Origin of the sequence: Micromonospora sp. WMMD882 (assembly GCF_027497255.1) — a bacterium.
In the GTDB taxonomy this organism is placed as follows: Bacteria; Actinomycetota; Actinomycetes; order Mycobacteriales; family Micromonosporaceae; genus Micromonospora.
The window spans coordinates 6,335,945-6,359,510 of sequence record NZ_CP114903.1; the positions used below are offsets into that span (position 1 = coordinate 6,335,945).

General features: G+C 74.3%; 19 protein-coding genes. 13 read left to right on the top strand and 6 right to left on the bottom strand.

The window, feature by feature from the left end:
• Positions 1–73 precede the first annotated feature (73 nt).
• Both rox and O7606_RS27450 read right to left on the bottom strand, forming a co-directional pair.
• On the bottom strand, positions 74–1,528 hold the full coding sequence (gene rox, locus O7606_RS27445; protein ID WP_281596884.1) for a rifampin monooxygenase: 1,455 nt from the start codon (positions 1,526–1,528) through the stop codon (positions 74–76).
• 169 nt (positions 1,529–1,697) lie between these two features.
• The gene (locus O7606_RS27450; protein ID WP_281596885.1) at positions 1,698–2,036 is read right to left on the bottom strand and encodes a hypothetical protein; all 339 of its coding nucleotides are present in this window, start codon (positions 2,034–2,036) and stop codon (positions 1,698–1,700) included.
• A 346-nt stretch (positions 2,037–2,382) separates the two neighbouring features.
• On the opposite strand from O7606_RS27450, the gene O7606_RS27455 reads away from it, so the two are divergent.
• Positions 2,383–3,180, top strand: a complete 798-nt coding sequence (locus O7606_RS27455) for an alpha/beta fold hydrolase (RefSeq protein ID WP_281596886.1) — start codon at positions 2,383–2,385, stop codon at positions 3,178–3,180.
• Positions 3,181–3,353: 173 nt separating this feature from the next.
• Here O7606_RS27455 and O7606_RS27460 read toward each other — a convergent pair whose 3' ends face one another.
• Positions 3,354–5,384 (bottom strand): AfsR/SARP family transcriptional regulator, encoded by a 2,031-nt coding sequence (locus O7606_RS27460; RefSeq protein WP_281596887.1) that lies wholly within the window; start codon positions 5,382–5,384, stop codon positions 3,354–3,356.
• Here O7606_RS27460 and O7606_RS27465 point away from each other — a divergent pair.
• Positions 5,383–6,261: an alpha/beta hydrolase gene (locus O7606_RS27465; protein ID WP_281596888.1), complete on the top strand. Its 879-nt coding sequence runs from the start codon at positions 5,383–5,385 to the stop codon at positions 6,259–6,261. The two genes, O7606_RS27460 and O7606_RS27465, sit on opposite strands and share 2 nt — an antisense overlap.
• A gap of 152 nt (positions 6,262–6,413) precedes the next feature.
• Entirely contained in the window at positions 6,414–7,553 is a 1,140-nt protein-coding gene (locus tag O7606_RS27470; RefSeq protein WP_281596889.1) for a polysaccharide pyruvyl transferase family protein, read from the top strand.
• Positions 7,554–7,676: 123 nt separating this feature from the next.
• On the opposite strand, the gene O7606_RS27475 is transcribed toward O7606_RS27470, so the two are convergent.
• On the bottom strand, positions 7,677–7,880 hold the full coding sequence (locus tag O7606_RS27475; protein ID WP_281596890.1) for a hypothetical protein: 204 nt from the start codon (positions 7,878–7,880) through the stop codon (positions 7,677–7,679).
• A 338-nt stretch (positions 7,881–8,218) separates the two neighbouring features.
• On the opposite strand from O7606_RS27475, the gene O7606_RS27480 reads away from it, so the two are divergent.
• From O7606_RS27480 to O7606_RS27490, 3 genes are all read left to right on the top strand, one after another.
• Positions 8,219–8,704, top strand: coding sequence for a DinB family protein (locus O7606_RS27480; protein ID WP_281599910.1), 486 nt, complete (start codon positions 8,219–8,221; stop codon positions 8,702–8,704).
• A 265-nt stretch (positions 8,705–8,969) separates the two neighbouring features.
• Positions 8,970–12,137, top strand: coding sequence for a DEAD/DEAH box helicase (locus tag O7606_RS27485; protein WP_281596891.1), 3,168 nt, complete (start codon positions 8,970–8,972; stop codon positions 12,135–12,137).
• On the top strand, positions 12,134–13,219 hold the full coding sequence (locus tag O7606_RS27490; RefSeq protein ID WP_281596892.1) for an SWIM zinc finger family protein: 1,086 nt from the start codon (positions 12,134–12,136) through the stop codon (positions 13,217–13,219). Before O7606_RS27485 ends, O7606_RS27490 begins: the two co-directional genes overlap by 4 nt.
• Positions 13,220–13,313: 94 nt before the next feature.
• On the opposite strand, the gene O7606_RS27495 is transcribed toward O7606_RS27490, so the two are convergent.
• Positions 13,314–13,571 carry a DUF3040 domain-containing protein gene (locus O7606_RS27495; RefSeq protein WP_281596893.1) on the bottom strand — a complete coding sequence of 86 codons (258 nt, stop codon included), beginning with the start codon at positions 13,569–13,571 and terminating at the stop codon, positions 13,314–13,316.
• 408 nt (positions 13,572–13,979) lie between these two features.
• Between O7606_RS27495 and O7606_RS27500 the strand changes: the two genes are divergently transcribed.
• The 5 genes from O7606_RS27500 (at position 13,980) to O7606_RS27520 (ending at position 20,487) form a co-directional block, all read left to right on the top strand.
• A complete protein-coding gene (locus O7606_RS27500; protein ID WP_281596894.1) occupies positions 13,980–16,202 on the top strand; it encodes a DUF1800 family protein in 2,223 nt (740 codons plus the stop codon).
• Between the two features lie 8 nt (positions 16,203–16,210).
• Positions 16,211–17,590 carry a DUF1501 domain-containing protein gene (locus tag O7606_RS27505; protein ID WP_281596895.1) on the top strand — a complete coding sequence of 460 codons (1,380 nt, stop codon included), beginning with the start codon at positions 16,211–16,213 and terminating at the stop codon, positions 17,588–17,590.
• Entirely contained in the window at positions 17,587–19,005 is a 1,419-nt protein-coding gene (locus O7606_RS27510) for a ferredoxin reductase family protein (protein WP_281596896.1), read from the top strand. The genes O7606_RS27505 and O7606_RS27510 overlap by 4 nt, the downstream gene beginning before the upstream one ends.
• Positions 19,006–19,019: 14 nt before the next feature.
• A complete protein-coding gene (locus tag O7606_RS27515; RefSeq protein WP_281596897.1) occupies positions 19,020–19,628 on the top strand; it encodes an FMN-binding protein in 609 nt (202 codons plus the stop codon).
• 136 nt (positions 19,629–19,764) lie between these two features.
• Positions 19,765–20,487: an FAD:protein FMN transferase gene (locus tag O7606_RS27520; RefSeq protein ID WP_281599911.1), complete on the top strand. Its 723-nt coding sequence runs from the start codon at positions 19,765–19,767 to the stop codon at positions 20,485–20,487.
• Positions 20,488–20,516: 29 nt separating this feature from the next.
• Here O7606_RS27520 and O7606_RS27525 read toward each other — a convergent pair whose 3' ends face one another.
• Positions 20,517–21,188: a bifunctional DNA primase/polymerase gene (locus O7606_RS27525; protein WP_281596898.1), complete on the bottom strand. Its 672-nt coding sequence runs from the start codon at positions 21,186–21,188 to the stop codon at positions 20,517–20,519.
• Between the two features lie 303 nt (positions 21,189–21,491).
• Here O7606_RS27525 and O7606_RS27530 point away from each other — a divergent pair, with 303 nt between their 5' ends.
• Positions 21,492–22,721, top strand: a complete 1,230-nt coding sequence (locus O7606_RS27530; RefSeq protein WP_281596899.1) for a helix-turn-helix domain-containing protein — start codon at positions 21,492–21,494, stop codon at positions 22,719–22,721.
• Positions 22,718–23,290 carry a flavoprotein gene (locus tag O7606_RS27535; RefSeq protein WP_281596901.1) on the top strand — a complete coding sequence of 191 codons (573 nt, stop codon included), beginning with the start codon at positions 22,718–22,720 and terminating at the stop codon, positions 23,288–23,290. The genes O7606_RS27530 and O7606_RS27535 overlap by 4 nt, the downstream gene beginning before the upstream one ends.
• The last annotated feature ends 276 nt before the right edge of the window (positions 23,291–23,566 follow it).

Below are 23,566 nucleotides of genomic sequence, written 5' to 3' on the forward strand. Positions count from 1 at the left end.
CGCCACTGCCGGGCGGTGGCGATGACGCCCGCGAGAGCGCCGAGCGTCGACACGACCGTCAGGACGACCTGCGTCATCCCATCTCCACCGGCTTGCCGAACCACTTGACCAGCGCGACGTCGAGGGCCTGCTGGTCGGTGCCGACCCAGGCGACGTGCCCGTCCGGCCGCAGCAGCGCCGCCGGCAGGTCCAGCTCACCGACGTCGGCGACCCGGTCCACCCGGTCGGCCCAGCCGTCCACCGAGAGCCGTCCCGTCCCGTCGAGCAGCAGTCCGTTCCCCGTGCGCAGCAGCTCGAACAGGCGTCCGTGCTTCAGCGGGACGTCGCGCAGCCGCCGGCCGAGCAGGGCATGACCCGCGCCCAGGTCGTACCGGACGCTGATCGCGGTGATCTTCTCGACCAGGAACCGGTTGACCTCGTCGATCTCCATCAACTGCGTCACCAGCCGCCGGACCGCCTGCGGGCCGGGCTCGTCGGTCGTCAACTGCATCTGCGCCCGGGTGTTGTCCAGCACGTCGGCGGCCACCGGGCGTCGTTCGGCCTGGTAGCTGTCCAGCAGGTCGTCCGGCGCCCGGCCGGCGACGGCCGCCGCCAGCTTCCAACCCAGGTTGAACGCGTCCTGGATGCCGAGGTTGAGCCCTTGCCCACCCATCGGCGGGTGGACGTGCGCGGCGTCCCCGGCCAGGAACACCCGGCCGACCCGGTAGCGTTCGGCCAGCCGGGTCGCGTCGCCGAAGCGTGACAGCCAGCGGGGGGAGTGCGCCCCGAAGTCGGTGCCGGCGTACCTGCGGAGCTGCCGCTGGAACTCCTCGAACGTCGGCGGCGTCGAACGGTCCTCGGCCACGCCGGCCGCCGGCACGACCACCCGGAACACCCCCGGCGTGCCGGACGGCCCGACCCCGAACCGTTTCTCGGTCCGGCGCACCTCGGTCACGAGCGCGGTGACATCGTCCGGTGACGCGGTCACCTCCATCTCGCCAAGCAGCGTGTCGATCGTCGACGGCTCGCCGGGGAAGCCGACCCCGAGCAGCTTCCGGACCGTGCTGCGCCCACCGTCGCAGCCGACCACGAACCGCGCCCGCAACGGCGGCGCGGCGTGATCGTCGAGGTGGACGGTGACGCCGTCGTCGTCCTGTGCCAGCCCGACCACGGTACGGCCGCGCCGGATCTCCGCGCCGACGTCGGCGGCGTGCTCGGCGAGCAGCCGGTCGGTGAGCGTCTGCGGAATGCCGAGCACGTACGCGTGCGCGGTGTCCAACCCGGCCGGGGCGGGCTTCTCGATGCCGGCGAAGAATCCCCGTACGCCACCGGGATCGATCGGATACCGCCTGCCGTTTTCGAGAAAACGTTCCAGCAGTCCGCGTTGGTCGAGCAGCTCGATACTGCGTACGTGCAACCCGAGCGACCGCACGTACGGCGGCGGCTCGGCGTCCTTCTCCAGCACGAGCACGCCGACGCCCCGCAGCCGCAGCTCGGCGGCCAACATCATGCCGGTCGGCCCGCCGCCGACGACGATCACGTCGAACATTCTTGCCCCCATGGTGTGCCGATTCCCGTGTTCGGCCGCCGATTCTGCGCCATGACCGGGGTCTTGCCACAAGGCCCGGGGTGCGGTATACGTTGACAATGGCAGGGAGATCTCCCTGCCATTGTCGTTTTCCGGGCCCTTTCGGTAGGCGTCCGAGTCGGCGGTCGGCTCAGCCCAACCAGAGCGCGACGACGAGCAGCGGCACCGTGACGAAGAGGAAGACGCCGAAGCGGGTCAGGCCGGGCTGACCGTCGTCGCGGTCCCGGTACGGCGCGTCGGGCGCCCGCCCGGTGTAGCGGTAGACGTCCATCATCCGGGCCCGGGTGACCGGACCGCTCGGTGGCAGGGCGGCGGCGATGCCGGCGAGACCCACCAGCCAGCCGAACCGCTGGGTGAACGAGCCGTCCGCCAGGGCCGTCCAGCCGGCCGCCCCGAGCGCGGCCACCACCACCGACGCGCCGATCCGGGTCACGACGGTGGTCAGCGCCTCCCTGAAGCCGACGTTCATGTCCTCCTCCGATCGTCGGGTGTCGAAGCGTAGTACCGGCCCGCCACCCCGGCCGCTCTGCGCTGGGCCGATGGCCGGCCCTCCCCTCCGTACCGCCCGCTTGGTGTTGCGGGCCCTCACCCCGGCGGACCTCGACGACGTCTGGGTTTCCACGCCGGCAGCGGCGGGCGTCCTCCCGACGTGAGGAAAACCCACCACTGTTCGTGAGTAGTCGACTCGTTCGGTGGAACTCCCCATCCCGAGCGGTCAGGCAGACCACTCGCCCGGACCGACCCGGCGTTCCCGGCTGTCGCCGGCGTCAGCGCCGACCCGACGGCGGGAGGGCCGTGAGCACGGGGAGAGGACCGTGAGCTACGCCGAGGTCAACGGGCTGCGCCTGTACCACGCCAGCCACGGCTCCGGGCCGCCGCTGGTGCTGCTGCACGGTGGTATCGGCTCAGGTGAGATGTTCGCGCCGGTGCTGCCGGCGCTCACCCCGTACCGCCGGGTCGTGACGGTGGATCTCCAGGCGCACGGGCGGACGGCGGACGTGGACCGCCCGTTGCGCCACGAGTGGTTGGCCGACGACGTCGCCGCGCTCCTCGACCACCTCGACCTGCCCGGCGCGGATCTGCTGGGCTTCTCGCTCGGCGGGGCGGTGGCGCTGCGTACCGCGATCCAGCATCCCGCGCGGGTGCGCCGGCTGGTCTGCGTCTCCGTGCCGTGCCGCCGGGACGGCTGGTACCCGGAGGTGCGCGACGGCATGGCCCGGATGGGGCCGGCGACCGCCGAGCAGGCGCGGGCCTCCCCGACGTACGCGCACTACGCCCGGGTCGCGCCGCGCCCGCAGGACTGGCCGGTGCTCTGGACGAAGCTGGGCGCGCTGCTGCGCACCGACTACGACTGGTCCGCCGAGGTGGCCGCGCTGACCGTGCCGACCCTGCTCGCGTACGCCGACGCCGACGCGGTGCGGACCGCGCACCTGGTGGAGTTCTTCGGGCTGCTCGGCGGCGGGCGGCGCGACGCCGGCTGGGACGGTGCCGGTCGACCCGCCGCCCGACTGGCCGTGCTGCCCGGCCACACCCACTACGACGTGCTCGGCTCACCGGCCCTGGCGGCGGCCGTGGTCGGTTTCCTCACCCACCCGGCGCGCCCCCCGACCTGACGGCCACGGCCGGCGCGCGCCGGGCCGGCGACGCCGCGCGCGGCCTGTGGTGTCGCGCGCCGGGCCGGCGACATCAGGAAGACGGGGGTGTCGGACCGGCCGTAGACCGCCTCTTCCAGGAAACCGGGGCAGCGGGGCCTGGCGATCGACCTGAACCGGGGGCGGGGGCGGTGTCAGGAGGCGTCGAAGCTGCGCAGCCAGCGGGACACCGGCCCCAGGGTCAGCACGCCGCTGCCCGCGCCGGCGAGTTGTCCGGCGGCGGGGGTCAGCGCGGTCCGGGCCCGGGTGACGACCTTCCGGTCGCCGGCCAGCACGCCCGCCTGCCCGAGCAGGCACCATCCGGCTTCCAACAGGTGGTCGGGCGGCGGGTCGGGGACGTCCCGGAGCAGGCGTCGCGCCCCGGCCCGGTCACCCCGGGCGAGGAGCAGCAGCGGACGAACCCAGGTCTCGTACGGCCCGAAGTCGCCGTCCACCTCTGGTGGCGTCGGCCGCCCGGGCCGCAGGCGGGCGCTCAGCAGCGCCAGCGGGAGCAGCCCGTGGGTCAACCCGGGCATGCCGGCCTCCGGCAGCTCACCGGCCGCGGCCCGGTAGCCGTCGGCCACCACGCCGGGAGCGGCCCCGGACACCGCCGCGCGCATCGCCCGGTACCAGCCGGTGAAGACGGCCACCAGCGGTGACTCGTGCTGGTCGGCCAGGCGTTCCGCGGCGGCGGCATGGGCGTCGGCGGCGGTGAGGTCGCCGTACGCGGAGCGGGACTGCACCAGGATCAGCCGGCCCAGGATCTCGTACGTGGTGAGGCCGTGCCGGGCCGCCACCTCGGCGATCTCCGCGCCGAGGGCGTCCCGTCCGGCGGCCGACCCGCAGCGGACGAAGGTGTGCAGGAAGACGCCGTTGAGGGCGAACAGGAGCAGGCCCGGGTCCGCCAACCGGCGGGCGATACGTTCGGCCTCGTCGGCGGCCTGCCGTCCGCGCGGCCGTCCCGTCCCCCGGGTCTCGATCGCGATGGTGGCCAGCAGTCGGGCCCGGATCGCGTCGGGGGTCTCCGGGTCGAGCCTGACCAGGGCGCGCTCGGCCGCGTCGGTCACCTGGCGGGCCTGCCCGGGATCGTCGGACCGGCTCCAGATCGCGGGTACGTCGTAGCCGCCGATGATCCGGGCGGTCAGCTCGGCGTCGCCGGTGCGTTCCGCGGCCAGGATCGTGGCCAGTCGCTGCTGCCGGGCCGCGACCAGGCCCGGGCCGCCGGTGACCGCGAGCGTGCGGAGCAGGTCGACCGTCGAGCGCAGCCCGGCGCGGGAGCCGGGGGCGACGGCGCGCTCGTACCACGCGGTGGTCACGTCCCGGAGCGGCCCGTTGCCGTGCGCCGGCACGGTGCGCAACCCCGGGGCGTGCCGCAACACGTCGACCTCGAGGGCGCGCAGGTCCGCGCCCGGGTCCACGCCGAGTCGACCGGTCAGCGCCGCCCGGGCCTCGCGCAGCACGCGCAGCGCCTCGCCCTGGCGTCCGTCGCGGTACAGCGCGAGGGCCAGCAGCCACCAGGCGCGCTCCCGCCACGGCCGTTCGGTCACCTGGGCCCGGAGGTCACCGACGACCTCGCCGCCGCGGCCCAGGTCGAGGTACGCCGCGGCGCGCAGCTCGACCGCCGCCAGGCGCGCCTCGTCCAGGCGGGCCCGTTCGGCCTCGGCCCAGCGGGCCTCGGGGAACTCCGCGTACGGGGGGCCGCTCCACCAGCCCAGGGCCCGGGTCAGCGTGTCGGCGACCTGCCGGGGCGGCGCGTCGCGGGCGGCGGTGACCGCGTCGGTGAACCGCCTGGCGTCCACCGTCGCGCGGTCGGTCACCAGCGCGTAGCCGGCGCCGTTGCCGGACGAGACCAGCAGCCGGGACGGGCTGCGGGCGGGCCGCTCGGGCTCCAGGCCACGGCGCAGCGCCGCCACGAACGTCCGGACCGCGCCGCGCGCGTTCGCGGGGGGCCGCTCCCACAGGTCGTCGATCAGTTGGTCGACGGTGACGACGCTGCCGTCCGCCGCGAGGAGCCGGCCCAGCACCTCCCGGTGGCGGGGGCCCTTGAGACCCAGCGGACGCCCGGCGTGGTCGTGGGCCCGAACCGCGCCCAGCACCGCGAAGACGACCATCGGGACATTATGTCCCGGCCCGGTCGGGCGGCTGCTGACCGGTTGCTGATCGGCGGCGGCCACGCTGGCCCCCATGACCACCATCATCGACAACTTCCGGTACGAGCGGGTACGGGTGGCCGACGGCGTGGACCTCAACGTCGCGGTCGGCGGGACCGGCAGCCCCGTCGTGCTGCTGCACGGCTTCCCGCAGACGCACCTCATGTGGCGGCACGTGGCCGCCGACCTCGCCACCGACCACACGGTGATCTGCCCCGACCTGCGCGGCTACGGCGACAGCGCCAAGCCACCCGCGGCCGACCCGACGGTGTACGCGAAGCGGACCATGGCCGCCGACGTCGTCACGCTCGCCGCGCAGCTCGGACACGACCGGTTCGCGCTCGCCGGCCACGACCGGGGCGCGCTGGTCGCGTTCCGGGCCGGCCTGGACCATCCGGCCGCGGTCACCCACCTGGCCTGTCTCGACATCGTGCCCACCCTGGACACCTGGCAGGTGCTCAACGGCGTGACGGCGGCCGTCGCGTTCCACATCTTCCTGATGGCGCAGCCGCCGGGGCTGCCCGAGATCATGATCAGCAACAGCGCGGACGCGTTCTTCGGGCACTTCCTCGACGCCTGGGGCGCCGACCCGGTCGCCGTCCCCGCCGACGTCCGGGCGGAGTACCTACGGGCCTGCGCCACGGCCGTGCCGTCGATCGTGGCGGACTTCCGGGCGACCGCCGGCATCGACATCGAGCACGACCGGGCGGACCTGGCCGCCGGCAACAGGCTGCGGATGCCGGTCACCGTCGTCCAGCAGGACTGGGGCGCCCAACTCGGCTACGACGCGTCGGCGGTCTGGCGGGCCTGGGCGCCGGACCTGCGCCACCACCTCGTCACCACGGGCCACTACATGGCCGAGTCCGCGCCCGCCGACATCGCCCGGATCCTGCGCGAGCTGCTCGCCCGCTGACCCGTCCACCGTGAGGCCGCCCTGCTCAGCCCGGTCGCCGCCGTCGGGTCGACGGCCGCGGTGACCGGGCCGGCCCGCCCGCCCGGCGCCGGGCGGGAGGCATGTCGCGGAGGTGAGCGGGTAGGCCCGGGTACCAGGGAGGGGAGGGTGGTATGGACGGGCTGACCATCGGTGTGCTCGGGTCGTACGGCGGACGCAACCTCGGTGACGAGGCCATCCTCACCGGGCTCCTGGCCGACCTGCGAAGTCAGCAGCCCGACGCGCACGTCGTCGTGTTCTCCCGCAACCCGGACCACACCCGTGCCCACCATCCGGGCGTGGAGGCGGTGCCCTGGGAGGGGGTCAGCCGGGTCGACTCGGCCGCTGTCTTCGACCGGTTGGACCTACTCATCCTCGGTGGCGGCGGCATCCTCTACGACCGGGAGGCCCGCCGTTACCTGCGTGTCGTCCGGGTCGCCCAGGAGCGCGGCCTGCCGCTGCTCACGTACGCGGTGGGCGTCGGGCCGCTCACCGAGGCGGTCGACTGCGAGATGGTACGCGAGACGCTGACCAACGCGACCGAGGTGACGGTACGCGACGAGGAGTCCCGGGTGGTCCTGGAAGAGGCGGGACTGCTCGCCCCGATCACGGTCACCGCGGATCCGGCGTTCCTGCTGGAACCGGAGGACTTTCCGACCCAACTCCTCCGCGAGGAGGGCGTGCCGGCCGGTCAACGCCTGGTCGGGATGAGCGTGCGGGAGCCCGGACGGGCCGCCGAACGGCTGGACGTCGACGCGTACCACCGGCTCCTCGCCCAGGTGGGCGACTTCCTGGTGCACCGGATCGACGCCGACGTGGTCTTCGTCCCGATGGAACGTGACGACATCCGGCACTCGCACGGGGTGATGTCGCACATGACCGCCGCCGATCGCGGTCGGATCCTGCACGGCGACTACTCGCCCCGGCAGGTGCTGGGGCTGATGCGCCACTTCGACCTGGCGGTGGGCATGCGGCTGCACTTCCTGATCTTCGCGGCGATGGCGAACCGCCCCTTCCTGCCGCTGCCGTACGCCGGGAAGGTCTTCGACCTGGCCCAGCGGCTCGGGGTGCCGGCCCTCAAGGGGGTGGCGCGCGAGGTGGAGGGGCCGCTGCTGGCCGAGGTGGACCGCCTGTGGGACGAGCGCGACAGCCGCGCCGAGGCGGTCGGACGGCGGGTGGTCGAGCTCTGCGAGCAGGCCCGGGGCACCTCCCGGGTCACCCGTGCGGTCCTGGAGAGCCTGCACTCCCGCAGCCTGGCCCGGGTCGCCGCCTGACCTGCCCGCGTCGAGCCGACGCCTGCCCGCGTCGAGCCTACGACGGCCGCGGTGCCCGGCCGTGGGACGCGGGCGGGTCAGGTCGTGGGACGCGGGCGGGTCAGGTCGTGGGGCGCGGGTCGGTCAGGTGGCCGGGCCACGCCAGCAGTACCGCCACCCCGGTTCGCCCTCAGCAGACTCAAGCTCGTAGATCTCGGCCTCGGCCAGTCCACCCGCTCCGACATGGTGGTGGGTGAGCGGCGGGCGACCGTTCGGGTCCAGCTCGACGGTGATCGTCTCACCGTCGAAAGTGCCGTCCACCAGGGGAATCTCTGCCGAGGATGCCATGACCCCATCCTGCACCGGCCACGGCCCACCCGCACGGCGATGGGCCCACGCCGACCGGTGACCAGCACCGCAGGCGGGCCGCACGGGCCGGTGTCCCGGCGGGAAGGCGGCGGAAACCGGCAGGCGCGGCCGGGCCGTCCGCACGTACGGTCCACCACATGGCTGACCTCACCGTCGACCCCACGCTCGACCCGACCACCGACCCGACGCTCGACCCGACCACCGACCCGACGCTCGACCCGACCATCGACCCGACGCTCGACCCGACCATCGACCCGACGCTCGACCCGACCATCGACCCGACGCTCGACCCGACCATCGACCCGACGCTCGCTCCGGTGATCGCCCGCACCGGCGACGAGCGGGCCGTGCTGGAGGCCTTTCTCGACCTGCACCGTCAGGTGGTGCTCACGAAACTGCGCGGCCTGGCCGACGCCGACGCGGCCCGTCGCCTGGTGCCGTCCGACACCACCGTCGCCGGGGTGGTCAAACACCTGACCATGGTCGAGGCGAACTGGTTCCCCCGGCTGCTCGCGCCCGAGCCCGGCGAGGAGCACCTCACCTCTCCGCAGAGCGGGCAGGAGAGCTGGACGATCCGGGCGGACGACACGGTCGACCGGCTCGCCGCCGGCTACGAGGCCGCCTGCGCCCGCTCCCGGGCGGTCGCGGCCCGGTTCCCGCTGGACCACGTCGTGTCCCAACCGCAGCTCGACGAGGTGAACCTCCGCTGGATCTACGTTCACATGATCGAGGAGACCGCCCGGCACGCCGGTCACGCCGACATCCTGCGCGAGCTGACCGACGGCCAGACCGGCGCAGTCTGACCCAGCCCAGCCCAGCCCAGCCCAGCCCAGCCCCGCCCAGCCCAGCCCAGCCCCGCCCCGCCCCGCCCCGCCCTCCCGGCCCGGTCGCTGGCCCCGTTTCGTCGATAAGGCGGTGTCCAGGCGTCGTGACACACCGTTTTCGGCGAAGCGGAGTGGATCATGGATGCGTCCCTGGACACCGAGCGCCGGCAGGTCGGCCACGGCGGCGGCGACAGCCCGGGCCACCTCACTATCCTGTGCCCGGGGCGTTGACGAGGGGGAGCGTGTGCTGGTCGTCCACGGGGTGTGGCTGGTTGACGTCGGGCTCGCCGTCTGGGCGGAGTCCAGCGCCGCGCCGGCCCGGCCACCGCGTCGGCCCGGCCGGCCACCCCGGGAACGGCCCCACCCGTTCGCCGCCGACCACGCCACGCTGACCGCCACCCTCGGCCCGGCCGCCGAACCGGCCACCGCCGGCGCCGTGACGCTCGTCCTGCCCACCCGGGGCGGCGCGCCGCTGGACTCGCCGGAACTCGTGCGGACCGCCGCCGTGGAACCGCTCCGGGGTCCGGTCACCCTGGCCCGCTGGCGGACGCCCACCCTGACGTACGCCCCGGAGGCGGCCCTCGCCCTGCTCCGCCGGGGCGTCGACGCCGTCGGTGTGCCCGGGGCCGGTCTGCGGCACCTCGCGGCGATCGCCGAGTTCGCGGGCGAGCTGGTCGCCCGGGGCCGGGTCCTGCCCGTCGTGCTCGACGACGAGCGGGCGACCCGTCGCGCTGACCGGCCATCCACCAATCACGGCGTCGCCGCCTGGCACCCCCTGCTCACCGGCGTGGACGCCGGCTGGGCACGGGCGCTCACCCTGGCGCTGCCCCCGTCGGCGCGGGCCACCGGAGGCGGCGACCCGGCGGCGCCGGCGGACCGCGGGTACGGTCCGGGCGAGGTGGTCGCCGACGCCCTCGACGCGCTCACCGACGCCGCCGCCCGGGTGGCCCTGGCCGACCTGCGTCTGCCGGGCACCGGTCGCCGTGATCCGGTCGCCGCCTGGCTCGCGGCGTTGACCGGCTCGCGGGGCGATTTCACCGCCGCTCCGGCCGCGCTGGCCACCCTCCGGGCCGACCTGGACGCCTGGCAGCGCGACGCCGCCGGCAGCCCGGTCCGGGCGACCTTCCGCCTGGTCGAGCCACCCGCCGACGCCCTCGACCGCTCCGGTGACGCCCTCAACCGTCCCACCGACGGCCTGGACCCGTCCGGCGACGGTCCGTCCGGCGACGGTCCGCCGGCTGACGGTCCGGATGAGGGGGACGGGGGCGTCTGGCGGGTGGAGTTCGGGCTCCAGGCCGCCGACGAGCCGGGGCTGCTGGTGGCCGCCGGGGCGGTCTGGCGGGACCCGACGAGCACGGCCGTGTTCGGTGACCGGTTGGACGCCCCGCAGGAGACGCTCCTCGCCGAGCTGGGCCGGGCCAGCCGGCTCTGGCCGGAGGTGGACGACGCGCTGCGGGCCGCGACGCCGGAGGCGCTGGAGCTGGACACCGACGGCGCTCACCGGTTCCTCCGCGAGGGCGCTCCGGTGCTGCACGCCGCCGGCTTCGGCGTGCTGCTGCCGGGCTGGTGGCAGCGGCCGGCCGCCCGGCTCGGGGCGCGACTGACCGCCCGCAGCCGGACCGCCCCGGGGACGGTGGCCACCCCGGGCGGGGTCGGCCTGGACGCGCTCGTCGACTACCGGTGGGAGGTGGCGCTCGGCGACCAGCCGTTGACCGCCGACGAGCTGACCGCCCTGGCGCGGCGGAAGACCCCGCTGGTCCGGCTGCGCGGGCAGTGGGTGGAGCTGGATCCGAAGCGGCTCGCCGCCGGTCTGCGACTGCTCCGGTCCGGCGGGGAGTTGACCGTCGCGGACCTGCTGCGCCTCGGTCTCGCCGACGACGACGGGCTGCCGGTGCTGGAGGTGACCGCCGACGGCGCGCTCGGTGACCTGCTCTCCGGGCAGGCCGAGCGGCGGCTCACCCCGTTGGACCCGCCGCCGGGCTTCCGTGGGGCCCTGCGGCCGTACCAGCGGCGCGGGTTGGCCTGGCTGGTGTTCCTCCAGTCGCTCGGGCTGGGCGGGATCCTCGCCGACGACATGGGGCTGGGCAAGACCGTGCAACTGCTCGCCCTGCTCGCCGCCGATCCGCCGGAGGCCGGGCCGACGCTGCTGGTCTGCCCGATGTCGCTGGTCGGCAACTGGCAGCGGGAGGCCGCCCGGTTCACCCCCGGGTTGCGGGCGCACGTGCACCACGGCGCGGACCGGGCGCGCGGCGAGCGGTTCGCCGAGGCCGTCCACGCCGCCGACCTGGTGATCACCACCTATTCGGTGGCGGCCCGGGACGCGGTCGCGCTGGCCGGTGTGGACTGGCACCGGGTGGTGGTCGACGAGGCCCAGGCGATCAAGAACGCGGCCACCCGACAGGCCGAGGCGGTACGCGTGCTGCCCGCCCGGCACCGGATCGCCGTCACCGGCACGCCTGTGGAGAACCGGCTCGCCGACCTGTGGTCGATCATGCAGTTCGCCAATCCGGGGCTGCTCGGCCCGGCGGCGGCCTTCCGCAAGGCGTACGCGGAGCCGATCGAGCGGCACGGCGACGAGGGGGCCGCCGCCCGACTGCGCCGGATGACCGGCCCGTTCGTGCTGCGCCGGCTCAAGACCGACTCCTCGATCATCTCCGACCTGCCGGAGAAGCTGGAGATGGAGGTGCTCTGCAATCTCACCGCCGAGCAGGCCGCGCTCTACCAGGCGGTGGTGGACGACATGCTGACGAGGATCGAGTCCAGTGCCGGAATCGAGCGGCGTGGCCTGGTGCTGGCCACGATGACCAGGCTGAAGCAGGTCTGCAACCATCCGGCCCAGCTCCTGCGGGACGGCTCGGCGCTGCCCGACCGCTCCGGCAAGCTGGCCCGGCTGGAGGAGATCCTGGACGAGGTGCTGGCGGCGGGGGAGAAGGCCCTGCTGTTCACCCAGTACGCCGAGTTCGGCGCGATGCTGCGCGGCCACCTCTCCGCCCGCCTGGGCCGGGAGGTGCTGTTCCTGCACGGCGGGGTGGGCAAGGCGGGACGGGACGAGATGGTTACCGGCTTCCAGGCGCCGGGCGGCCCGTCGGTGTTCGTCCTCTCCCTCAAGGCCGGCGGCACCGGGCTGACCCTGACCGCCGCCAACCACGTGGTGCACGTGGACCGGTGGTGGAACCCGGCGGTCGAGGACCAGGCCACCGACCGGGCGTTCCGGATCGGGCAGCGTCGGCGGGTGCAGGTCCGCAAGTTCGTCTGCGCGGGCACGGTCGAGGAGAAGGTGGCCGCGATGATCAGCGAGAAACGGGGGCTGGCCGCGAAGGTCGTCGGCAGCGGCGAACAGTGGATCACCGAGCTCTCCACCGGTCAGCTCCGTGAGCTGTTCGCCCTCGACCCCGGCTCGGTGGTCGGGTGAGCGCCACCGACGGCGGCCGGTTCGCCGACTACGGGCGGCCCCGCCGGGTCGAGGGCGGTCTGCGGGCCCGCAGCGCCCGGGGCGCGATCGGCCGTTCCTGGTGGTCCCGCCGGTTCCTGGAGGTGCTGGAGTCCTTCGCGCTGGGCACCCGGCTGACCCGGGGCCGCGCGTACGCGCGTGCGGGGCAGGTGCTCGACCTGGCCGTCGCGCCGGGCGTGGTGAGCGCCACCGTGCAGGGCTCCCGTCCGCAGCCGTACCGGGTGCGGGTCGGGTTGACCGCCTTTCCCGATCCGCTCTGGCGGCGGCTGGAGGAGGACCTGGCAGCGCAGGCGTTCTTCAGCGCCCGGCTGCTCGCCGGTGACCTGCCCGCCGAGCTGGAGGACCTGTTCGCCGCCGGCGGCGCGCCGCTGTTCCCGTCCGGCGTGGGCGATCTGACGCAGCGCTGTTCGTGCCCGGACTTCGCGGTGCCGTGTAAACATCTGGCGGCGACCTTCTACCTGCTCGCCGAGGCGTTCGACGCCGACCCGTTCCGGCTGCTGCACTGGCGGGGCCGCAGCCGCGCCGACCTGCTCGACCGGCTCCGCCTGCTCCGCGCCGGCAACGGCCCGGCGTCGGGCGCCGGGTCCGGACCGGACGCCGCCGGACCGTGGGCGGACACCGACGGACCGCCGACGGAGGCCGCGCGGTCGTCGACGCGCGTCGCCGGACCGCCGGTGGACGCAGGAAAGCCGTCGGACGCAGGAAAGCCGTCGGACGCCGGAAAGCCGTCGGACGCCGGAAAGCCGTCGGACGCCGGAACGCTGTCGGACGTCGCCGGGCCACCGGCGGTGGGCGCGGCCCGGGTGCTGGCCGACCTGCCGTCCGCGCCACTGGCCGACCTGCTGGACCGGTTCTGGCTGCCACCGGTGCCGTTGCCGGACCGGCCACCGACCCTGCCCACCGGTCCGGAGCTGCTGCTACGGCAACTCGGGCCGCCCGGCAGCGATCTCGGCGGGCCGGGCCTGACCGAACGGCTGCGCCGGGCCTACCAGCGTTTCGCCGCCGCCGACCAGCCCACTGACGACCAGCTCGCCGCCGACTGACCCGTCGACCAGTCCGCCGCCGACCAGTCTGCCGACGCCGTCGACCGGGCCGCCGCCGACCACCGACCCGTCCTCCGGCGGGCGGTCGGCGGCGTCAGAGCCATCGGCGTCGGTAACGCCACATGAGCCCTGAGTTGACCAGGAGCACCACGGCGCAGACCGCGCCGGCCAACCGTCCGGCGAGCACGGTCGCGGCCGGCAGCGAGGCCCACAGCACAACCGTCAGCAGCATCAGGTAACGGCCGCGACGGGCCTGTGCCCGCTGGTCGAGCCGGGCGAAGAACTCCGGATCGCTCTCCCGGAGACGCCTGGTGATCTGTTCGAACCTGCGCTGATCCTCTTTGCTGAGCATGGCGGTGCCTTCCCCTCACGCGTTCAGCGGTTCGGCGGCATACCCGCTGGGGTGGCGGCTCACGCCCCTGGTGCTGCTTCTTTGCCGGCTTAGTGAAACCTTAAGTTTCACTGTGCCCGGGAAGCTGCCGTTCCGGGTCGGGGAATGACCGGACGTCACCTTTCCGACGTCGACGGACGTGTCTGCCCTGCTCCGGGCGTCCACCCGCGATCCGACGGGCGCGGCTGGCCGTCGGGGCGGCCTGAGCGGTGTCTTAAGTGCCCCGACGCCCGCCGTTCGACCTGCTTGAAGGCGGTCTACCGCTTGGTTACCTTGCCGTAGCACCCAACCAGGAAACAGCGCCCGCACCTGTACGGACTCCACACCGGCGGGTCGTGACGGCGCTTGACGCAGAAGACGGATTGGTACATGGCCGACCAGAACGTGCCTCCACGCCGGCCCCGGGACGACGGCCGCTGGGACGGGCGACAGCACCCCACTCCGGACGGGTACCGCGATCCGCGACCGGCGCAGCCGTACGACACCGCGGGGTACCCGTCGGCCGATCCGTACCACCGGCCGTACGACGGCCAGTCGGGTGACCCCCGGACGTCGTACCACCCGTGGCCCGGTCAGCCGCAGCCCGACCCGGCCCCCTGGTCCGACGGACCGGCGCAGGCCCCGTGGTCCGGCGCTCCCGCGCAGGCCGGCTGGTCCGGTGGGCCGGCGCAGGCGGGGCAGGGGCCCTGGTCGGGGTCGACCGAGCCGGGGCGGCGCGGGCCGCAGTGGGTCGGCCCGGCCGGGCTCGGCCCGCAGGGGCGCCCGGACGGCGACCGGGGACTGCCCAACCTGGACGATGACGACGACACCGGTCGGCGCAGCAGCCGCCGCAAGGCTCTCGCCGCGCTCGGCGGCACCGCCGCGGTCGTCGCCGGTGGCGCGGCGCTCGCGATGACCCCGCAGGTCCGGGGCCTGTTCGGTGGCGACGCGGCGATCGCCGGGGACGCCACCGGCACGAAGGTCACCGACGGCACCACGGCCCGCCCGAGCGGCCAGCAGCCGAGCACGGTACGGACGTACACCACCCAGAACGAGAGCTACATGGGCTCCCGGGCCGGCGCGGAGCTGAAGAAGAACAGCCCGAAGACCGGCAGCACCTTCTCCGGCCCGGCCGCCGCCGCGGCGGCGACCACGGTGACCGTCAAGACGGTGCTCGCCAAGGACCCGATCCGGCACCTCGCCACCCGCACCACGTTCGGGGCGACGCCGAAGGTGCTCGCCGACATCAAACGGATGGGCATCGACGCCTGGCTGCGCTGGCAGCTCGATCCGGAGAAGATCGCCCCCACCAGGGCGGAGCTGAAGCTCAGCGAGCTGCCCACCCTGCGGATGACCCCGAAGCAGCTCCGCGAGCAGCGCGACATGCTCAACGACAAGGGCGCGCAGCCGGAGAAGGAGATGGTGGACGCCACCATCGCCCGGCAGATCTGGTCGGACCGGCAGCTCTTCGAGGTGATGGTCGACTTCTGGAACGACTTCCTGCACGTCGCCGCGGACTTCGACGGCGGTGAGGTGTACCGGCACTCGTTCGACGTCGAGGTGGTCCGCAAGCACGCCATGACCAGCTACCCGGACATGCTGGTCGCCGCGAACCGGCACCCGGCGCTGCTGATCTACCTGAACCAGAACGACTCCCGCGCGGACGCGATCAACGAGAACCTGGCCCGGGAGAACCTGGAGCTGTACTCGGTGGGCGTGGACGGCGGCTACACCGAGAAGGACGTCCGACAGGCGGCCATGCTGCAGACCGGCCGGGGCGTCGCCGACGGCGAGTACGTCTTCCGCCCCGACCGGCACTACGTCGGCAAGGTGAAGATCCTCGGGTTCAGCCACGCCAACGCCTCGAAGGACGAGAAGCAGGCCGACGCGGTCATCGACGCGTACATCAGGTACATCGCGCTGCACCCGTCCACCGCGAAGCACATCGCGTACAGCCTGGCCACCCGGTTCGTCTCGGACACCCCGCCGAAGACCCTGGTGGACCGGCTCGCCAAGACGTACACGGCGAACAAGGGCCTGGTCAAGCCGGTCCTGATGACGCTGTTCAGCTCCTCGGAGTTCTGGGCGTCGGTGGGGCAGAAGGTGCGCCGGCCGATGGAGTACCTGCTCGCCTCGTACCGGGTGCTGGGCGTCTCGCCGGAGGCGTCGCCGGACTACAAGGCCGACGACAACAAGCGCACCCCGTACGCGCGGGGGCTGCGGCAGATCCACGACAAGCTGCGGGAGCTCGGGCACTACCCGATGGGTCAGCCCACCCCGGACGGCTACCCGGACGTCTACGTCGCGTGGACGTCGGCCGGGACGATGGTCAACGGCTGGAACGAGGTCGGCGACATCGTCAACGGCTACCGCAAGGCGTTCTCGTACGTGAAGCCGGAGCGGCTGGTCGCGAAGCCGCCGGCCACCGCCGGGGCGTACGTGGACGCGCTCGCCCAGCGGCTGGTGCACCAGAAGCTGACCGCGAAGGAGAAGACGCTGATCCTCGGCGTCGCCGGGGTGTCGGCGAGCACGAAGGTCGACGCCACGTTCAACGGGGCCGTCACCGCCGTCGCGCGGGCGATCCTCGCGTCCCCCCAGCACCACCTCCGGTGAGGCACCCGATGGAGAAGACTGTGTACTCGTACCCTCTGCACCCCGAATGCCCCGACGTACGGCGACTGGCGGACGACCCGGCGGAGGCGCTGCTGCGGGCGGAGGCTGACGTGGTGGCCGCCGAGAACGCCGCCGAACGGGACCGCTACCTGCGCCTGGAGGCGGAGGAGGAGGCCCAGCAGGACGGCCGTGGGGTGACCCGGCGGACGTTCGTCGCCGGGGCCGCCGCCACCGCCACCGCCCTGGCCACCGCGCAGTTCGTCACCACCTCGGCGTCGTTCGCGGCGACGAAGACCGGCACCCTGATCCACGTCTTCCTCTACGGCGGTCTGGACGGGCTGAGCCTGGTCGCCCCGGCCGACGACGCGGTCCTGCGCAAGGCCCGCCCGGACCTGACGTTGGGCGAGGACTCCCTGGCCCTGGCCCGCAACTTCAAGCTGACCAGCGCGTTCTCTCCGCTGGAGAAGTGGTTGAAGGCCGGGCAGCTCGGGTTCGTCCCGGCGGTCTCCGACGAGCGGCTGTCCCGCAGCCACTTCCAGGCCGCCGACGCCTGCAACCTGGGCGGCCTGCCCGGCGAGACCGGCGGCCGGGGCTGGCTGGACAGCCTCGTCGACCACCTCGGCAAGGGCACCGCGTTCCGTAGCGTCGGCGTCGGCAGCACGCTGCCCCGTTCGCTGGTCGGCACGAACGGCGCGCTCTCCCTGAACAGCGTCGGCTCGCTGCGCCTCAACGGCGACGAGAAGTTCCGGGCCGCCACCGAGAAGGCCATCAAGGGGCTGTTCACCGGGATCAACCACCCGGTGCAGGAGGCCGTCCAGGACGGGCTCGGCGCGCTGGCCACCGCCCAGCAGTTGGCCGCCAAGCCGTACCAGGCGGCGGAGGGCGTCGAGTACCAGGGCGTCGGCAACGCGTTCAAGCAGCTCGCCCAGCTCATCAAGGGCGGGGCGAACGTGCGGGTCGCCACCATCGGCATGGGCGGCTACGACACCCACGAGAACCAGGGCACCCGGGAGAACGGTCAGCTCTGGCGGCGGCTCAACGAGCTGGCCAGGGCGATGGCCGCGTTCTTCACCGACCTCGGCGAGCAGTCCGCCGACGTGACGGTCATGGTGTCCAGCGAGTTCGGCCGTCGGGTCGCCTCCAACGGCGGCGGCACCGACCACGGCCACGGCGGCGTGGTCACCGTCCTGTCCGGACGGAAGCTGACCAGCTCGCTGCTGGGCGCCTGGCAGGGGCTGGACGACCTGGACAGCGGCGACGTGCCCGAGTACAACAACATGTTCGACGTGTACGGCTCGGTGGCGCAGGGCCGGTTCGGCCTGACCAACGCGGAGGTGGACAAGATCTTCCCCCGGATGACGTACTCCCCGATGAAGCTGTACGCGTGACGTACCCGCGCACCCACGCCGCCGGCCGTCGCGACGGGACCTCGTCCCGTTCCGGCGGCCGGTCGGCTGCGTCGGCCCGCCCGCAGTCGCCGCCCCGGCGCGGGCCCGCCGGTCGCCGTGCGGTGCTGGGGCTGCTCTGGGTCGGGCTGCTGCTGGCCGTGACGCCCTGGTGGCTCCAGACGCCTGACGACTCGCTGCGCACCACCACCGCGACGCTGACCGCCGCCGGCCGGATCACCGGCCTGGTCGCCGGCTACCTGCTGCTGGTCCAGGTGCTGCTGATGAGCCGGCTGCCGGCGCTGGAACGCCGGCTCGGCGCGGAGCAGCTCGGCCGCTGGCACCGGGACGTCGGGGTGACCCTGCTGGTGGCGGTGCTCGCCCACGCCGCCCTGACCCTGGTCGGCTACGCCCGGCTGCAACGGCAGTCCGTGCTGGCCGAGGTCGGGGTGCTGCTGCGGGACTACGAGGACATGGTGGGCGCGTTCGCCGCCGCCGGGATCCTGGCGCTGCTCGGCTTCACCGGCGTCCGGGCGGTCCGCGCCGCCCTGCCCTACGAGCTGTGGCACCACCTGCACCTGAGCAGCTACCTGGTGCTGCTGCTCGGTTTCGGGCACCAGTTCGCCCACGGTCAGCAACTGTTCCGGCCCGGTCCGGTCCGCACCGGCTGGATCGTGGCGTACCTGCTGGTGGCCGCCGCGCTGCTGTGGGGGCGGGTGGTCGTGCCGCTGCGGCTCAACCTGCGGCACGGGCTGCGGGTCGCCGACGTGGTGGCGGAGAGCCCGGACACCGTCTCGATCTACCTGACCGGCCGCCACCTGAACCGACTCGACGTGCGCGGCGGGCAGTTCCTGCGTTGGCGGTTCCTCACCCGGGGCTGCTGGTGGCAGTCGCACCCGTTCTCGCTCTCCGCCGCCGGCAACGACCGCTGGCTGCGGCTGACCGTCAAGGTGGTCGGCCGGCACACCGCCGACCTGCGGGAGCTGACGCCGGGCACCCGGGTCTGGGTGGCGGGGCCGTTCGGCTCGTTCACCGCCGAGAGCCGGACCCGCGACCGGGCGCTGCTGATCGCCGGCGGCAGCGGCATCGGCCCGATCCGCGCCCTGCTGGAGGAGCTGCCGCCGGGCGCGGCCCTGGTCTACCGGGCCAGCACCCCGGCCGACGTGCTGCTGCACCGGGAGCTGGACTGGCTCGCCGAGGCCCGGCAGACCGACGTCTGGTACGTCGTGGGCTCCCGCCGCGACCCGGGCCCCCGTCAGGTGATGAGCCCGGAGGGGCTGCGTCGGCTGGTGCCCGACCTGACCGAACGGGACGTCTGGTTATGCGGGCCGAAAGGCATGGTCGAGGCCACCGTGCGGGCGCTGCGCCGGGCCGGCGTGCCGCGCCGACAGATCCACCTCGCCACGTTCGAGCTGTGAGAGAGGTCCACGCCATGCGTCGCGCGCTCCTCGCCGTCACCGGTCTGGCCGCCGGCACGACCCTGCTGGTCGTGCTCAAGGGCGCGCCGGAGACCACCCCGGTCGCCGGGCTGGCCGCCCCGGAGCGACCGCCGGTGGTCCCCGCCCCGTCCGGGCCCGCGCCGGGCCCGACGCCGACCGGCGGCACCGGCTCGTCCCGGCCGTCGCCCACCGCCACCCCGGCCGCCGACGAGCGGTCCACGCCCGCGCCGACCCGCTCCGCCCGTACCCCGACCGCGCGGGCCACCACCGCGGTCCCGGCGCCGAAGCGGACCACCGCGACCCCGAAGGCCGCGACCCGGCGGACGGTGACCGGCCCGGTGGTCGGTAACGAGTACGGCAACGTCCAGGTGCAGGTCGTCGTGAGCGGCACCCGGATCGTGGACGTGAAGGCGCTGGAGCTGCCGGAGGAGACCGCCGAGTCGGACCGGCGCAGCGCCTCGGTGAACAGCCGGTACAGCGGCCCGGACGGTCAGGCCGTCCAGCGGCAGAGCGCCAGCCTGGACACGGTCTCCGGGGCCACCGCGACCAGCGACGCGTACCGGCAGTCGTTGCAGGCGGCCATCGACGCCGCCCGTGGCTGACGTGTCCGCCGGCAGCGCGCCCCCCGTGGGCGGCGTGGCTCTCGACTGCGGCGTTGCTCTCGAAGGCGGCGTGGCGTCCGGCGGTCCCGGCGTGGCCGCCGGGCGCCGGCCCGGGTTGCGGCGGGTCGAGCAGGTGATGGGTACGCCGATCAGCCTGGACCTGGCCGACGACCTGCCCCGGGCCGTCCTCGACGAGCTCGCCGACGGGGTGTTCGCCTGGCTGCGCGAGGTCGACGCCCGGTTCAGCACGTACCGGGCGGACAGCGAGGTGCGCCGGTTCGGCCGGGGCGAGGCGCCGCTGGCCGGGGCGTCGGCGGACCTGCGCCTGGTGCTGGAACGCTGCGCCGACCTGTGGGCCGACACCGACGGCTTCTTCGACGCGTACGTCACCGGGGCGTGGGACCCGTCCGGGTTCGTCAAGGGCTGGGCGACGCAGGTCGCCTCGGACCGGCTGCTCGCCGCCGGGGCGGCCAACCACTGCCTGAACGCCGGTGGCGACGTGCGGGTCCGGGGCCGTTCGGCGGCGGGCCGGCCGTGGCGGATCGGCGTCCAGGACCCGTTCGACCGGGCCGCGACCTGCCTGGTGGTGACCGGCACCGACCTGGCGGTCGCCACGTCCGGCGACTACGAGCGCGGGCCGCACGTGCTCGATCCCCGGCGCGGGGCGCCGGCCCGGGGGCTGCGTTCGGTGACCGTGGTCGGCCCGGACCTGGGGGTGGCGGACGCGTACGCGACGGCGGCCATGGCGATGGGTCGGGCCGGCGTGGGCTGGCTGGACCGGCTGGCCGGCCACGAGTACGCGGTGGTCACCGACGACGGCAGTTGCCGGTGCTCCCCGCGTCTGCCGTCCGCCGACTGAGGGCCCGGGTGTCCAGGACGTACGGCGGCTCAGTGGCCGCGTCGGGGCAGGGGGAGCCGGCCGGGCAGCGCCCCTACGGCCGGGGCGGGCGTGGTGAGCCCGCTCGCCCGCAGCAGCTCGACGAGCACCGTCTGCGCCAGGTACGCGTCGGGCAGCCGCCAGCGGGCCTGCTCCGGGGCGAGCGCCCAGCGCACCGGCCCCTCGGGCAGCCGGGTGGGCGGGGCGGGGATCCACGAGCCCAGCCCGTGCCGGATGACGTGGAAGCAGCGTTCCAGCTCCGGCCGCAGCGGCTCACCGGGGCTGACCAGGAACATCCACTGGCCGGTCGGGGTGACCGCGACCGGGCCCCGGGCCACCGGGACCGCGTCGACCGCGGCGCGGGCCGCCCGTCCCAGGTAGGCCGGCACCTCCAGCACGTCGAAGGCGCGGCCGGTGGGCAGCAGCAGCGCGTACGGGCGGCTGCGCCACCAGGTCGCCACCCGGGCCGGGTCGGTGCTGGCGGCGAGCTCCCACTCCGGCAGCGCGGGGTGGCAGCCGACGGTGGGGCAACCGGCCCGCCCGCAGACGAACCTGCTGCGGGCCAGGCAGGCGCCGGGGGTGACCGCCCAGCCGCGCAGCGCGTACCGGACCGCGATCCGGCGTAGCCGGACCCGTTCCAGTGGTGACAGATGGACGACGCGCGGTCCGACGGTCCGCCACATACTCCCTGACTCCTCTCGACACACCCGCCGTGTTCCACCGGCTGTGACGTGCGCTCCGGTCGGCTGGTCGAGACACGTCCGGGTCGTGGACGAAACCTCAGGTCCGCCGACGCCGTCACCGTGGGCCATCGATCGTCGTTGCTCCAGCCGACAACGATTCCATGCAAGTTGCACGAAAGCTACGTCCCGCTCTCGGCTGACCGACGTACTGGCTGTGCGATTAGGACGAACCGGGCGCTGACGGGCAACGCGGACCTGTGGTCCGCTGCCCCGGGAGACGCCCGGTCGGGGAGGAGTTACCAGATGGACGAGTTACCGATCGGACGGCGGGTCGCCTACTGGCGGGGGCGTCGCAAGATGTCACAGCAGGTGTTCGCCGACCGGCTGGGCAAGTCCAAGAGCTGGGTCGACAAGATCGAACGCGGGGTGCGTCGCCTCGACAAGTTCTCCGTCCTCTACGAGATCGCCGACATCCTCCAGTTGGACGTGCAGCTCCTGCTCGGCAAGGACCCGGAGCGCCGCAACGACGCGTTGAACTGCATCGACCAGGTCGAGGTCGACCAGATCCGGGCCGCCCTGGAGCGGTACGACGCGGTCAGCGCGTACTTCGACCAGGTGCCGTACCCGCCGCTGCTCAGCGACATGCGCAAGGCGGTCAACCACGCCTGGCTCACCTACCAGTACGGCCGGTACGGGATGCTCACCCGGGGCCTGCCCAAGCTGCTGCGCGACGCCCAGGCGGCCGACGCCGCGTACGACGGCGACGACCAGCGCCGGGAGGCCGCCCACCTGCTCGGGCAGGTCTACCAGATCGCCTCGTCGGTGCTGCGCAAACTCGGCGAGTGCGAGCTGGCCTGGCTGGCCGGCGACCGGGCGATGGCGGTCAGCCAGCGCGCCGACGACCAACTCCTCGCCGGCATCGCCACCACCCGGGTCGCCAGCGCGCTGCTCGCCATGGGTCGGGCCCGCTCCGCGCTGGAGCTGAACCTCCGCTTCGCCAACCGGCTCGCCCCCGACGGCGTCGACGACGTGCCCCCGCAGCGCCTGTCGGTCTACGGGATGCTGCTGTTGCAGGGCGCGATGGCCGCCGCCCGCACCGGCGACGCCGCCACCGTGGAGGAGCTGTTCCGGGGCGCGCAGGAGGCCGCCCACCGCCTCGGCGGCGACCACAACCACTACTGGACGTGTTTCGGCCCGACCAACGTCCTGCTGCACCGGGCCGCCGCCGCCGTCGAGCTGGGCGACGGCGGGCGGGCCGTGGAGACCCACCTCGCCATCGACCCGGTCGCGTTCGACGCGCTGCTGCCCGAGCGGCGCGCCCACCACATGCTCGACCTGGCCCGGGGCTTCGCCCAGATCGGCGACGTGACCAGCGCCGGCGAGATGCTGCTCAAGGGCGACCGCCTCGCCGCCCCGGAGATCCGCTGCCGACCGATCGCCCACGAGGTGATGTCGGACATCCTGCGGCGCACCCGGGGCGCGCCGTCCTCGTCGGTGGCGGAGCTGGCCGAGCAGATGGGAGTCGGCATATGACCGCGGTCGCGCCCCCGCCGGGCGACCGCCCGGTGCTGTACGTGATCGTCTGCGGCTCGCCGCTGGCCGGGCGGGTGGACCGCCTGGTCGACCTCGCCCACCGGGACGGCTGGCAGGTCTGCGTCGTCGCCACGCCCGACGGGGCGAAGTTCGTGGACCGGGCCGCGCTGGCCCGGCTGACCGGTCATCCGGTACGGACCACCTACAAGCACCCGGGCGACCCGGACGTGCTGCCCCCGGCGGACGCCATGGTGGTCTGCCCGGCCACCGTCAACTCGGTCAACAAGTGGACGGCCGGGATCACCGACACGCTCGCCCTCGGGCTGCTGGTCGAGGCGCAGGGCCGGGGCACGCCGATCGTGGCGGTGCCGTTCACCAACACCGCGATGGCGGCGCACCCGGCGTTCCGCGCCGGGCTGGACCGGCTGCGTGAGTGGGGCGTCACGGTGCTCTTCGGCGACGACGTGTACCCGCTGCACGCGCCCGGCACCGGTGACCGCCACCTGGACGCCTTCCCCTGGCAGCTCGCCCTGCGCGCGCTGCCCGCCCGTCCGCTGCCCACCCGCTGACCCCCGCCGCGGGGGCGTCCGGACGCTCCCGCCCGCCGTCCGGACGCCCCCGCCCGCCGTCCGGCGGGACCGATGGGGCAGCCACCGATCCCGCCCACCCATCTGCTCAGACGCTTTGCTCTGCTCCCATCGACGCGCCACCCACCGGTTGTGGCCTGGCGCGTCGACAGGCGCAGAGCAAAGCGTCGGGTCTGGTGTGCCGGGACGTGTGGCCTACGGGCCCGGTCGACCCGGCCGAGCTACGGGTGGCGTGTCTGGTGTGCCGGGGTTGTGGAG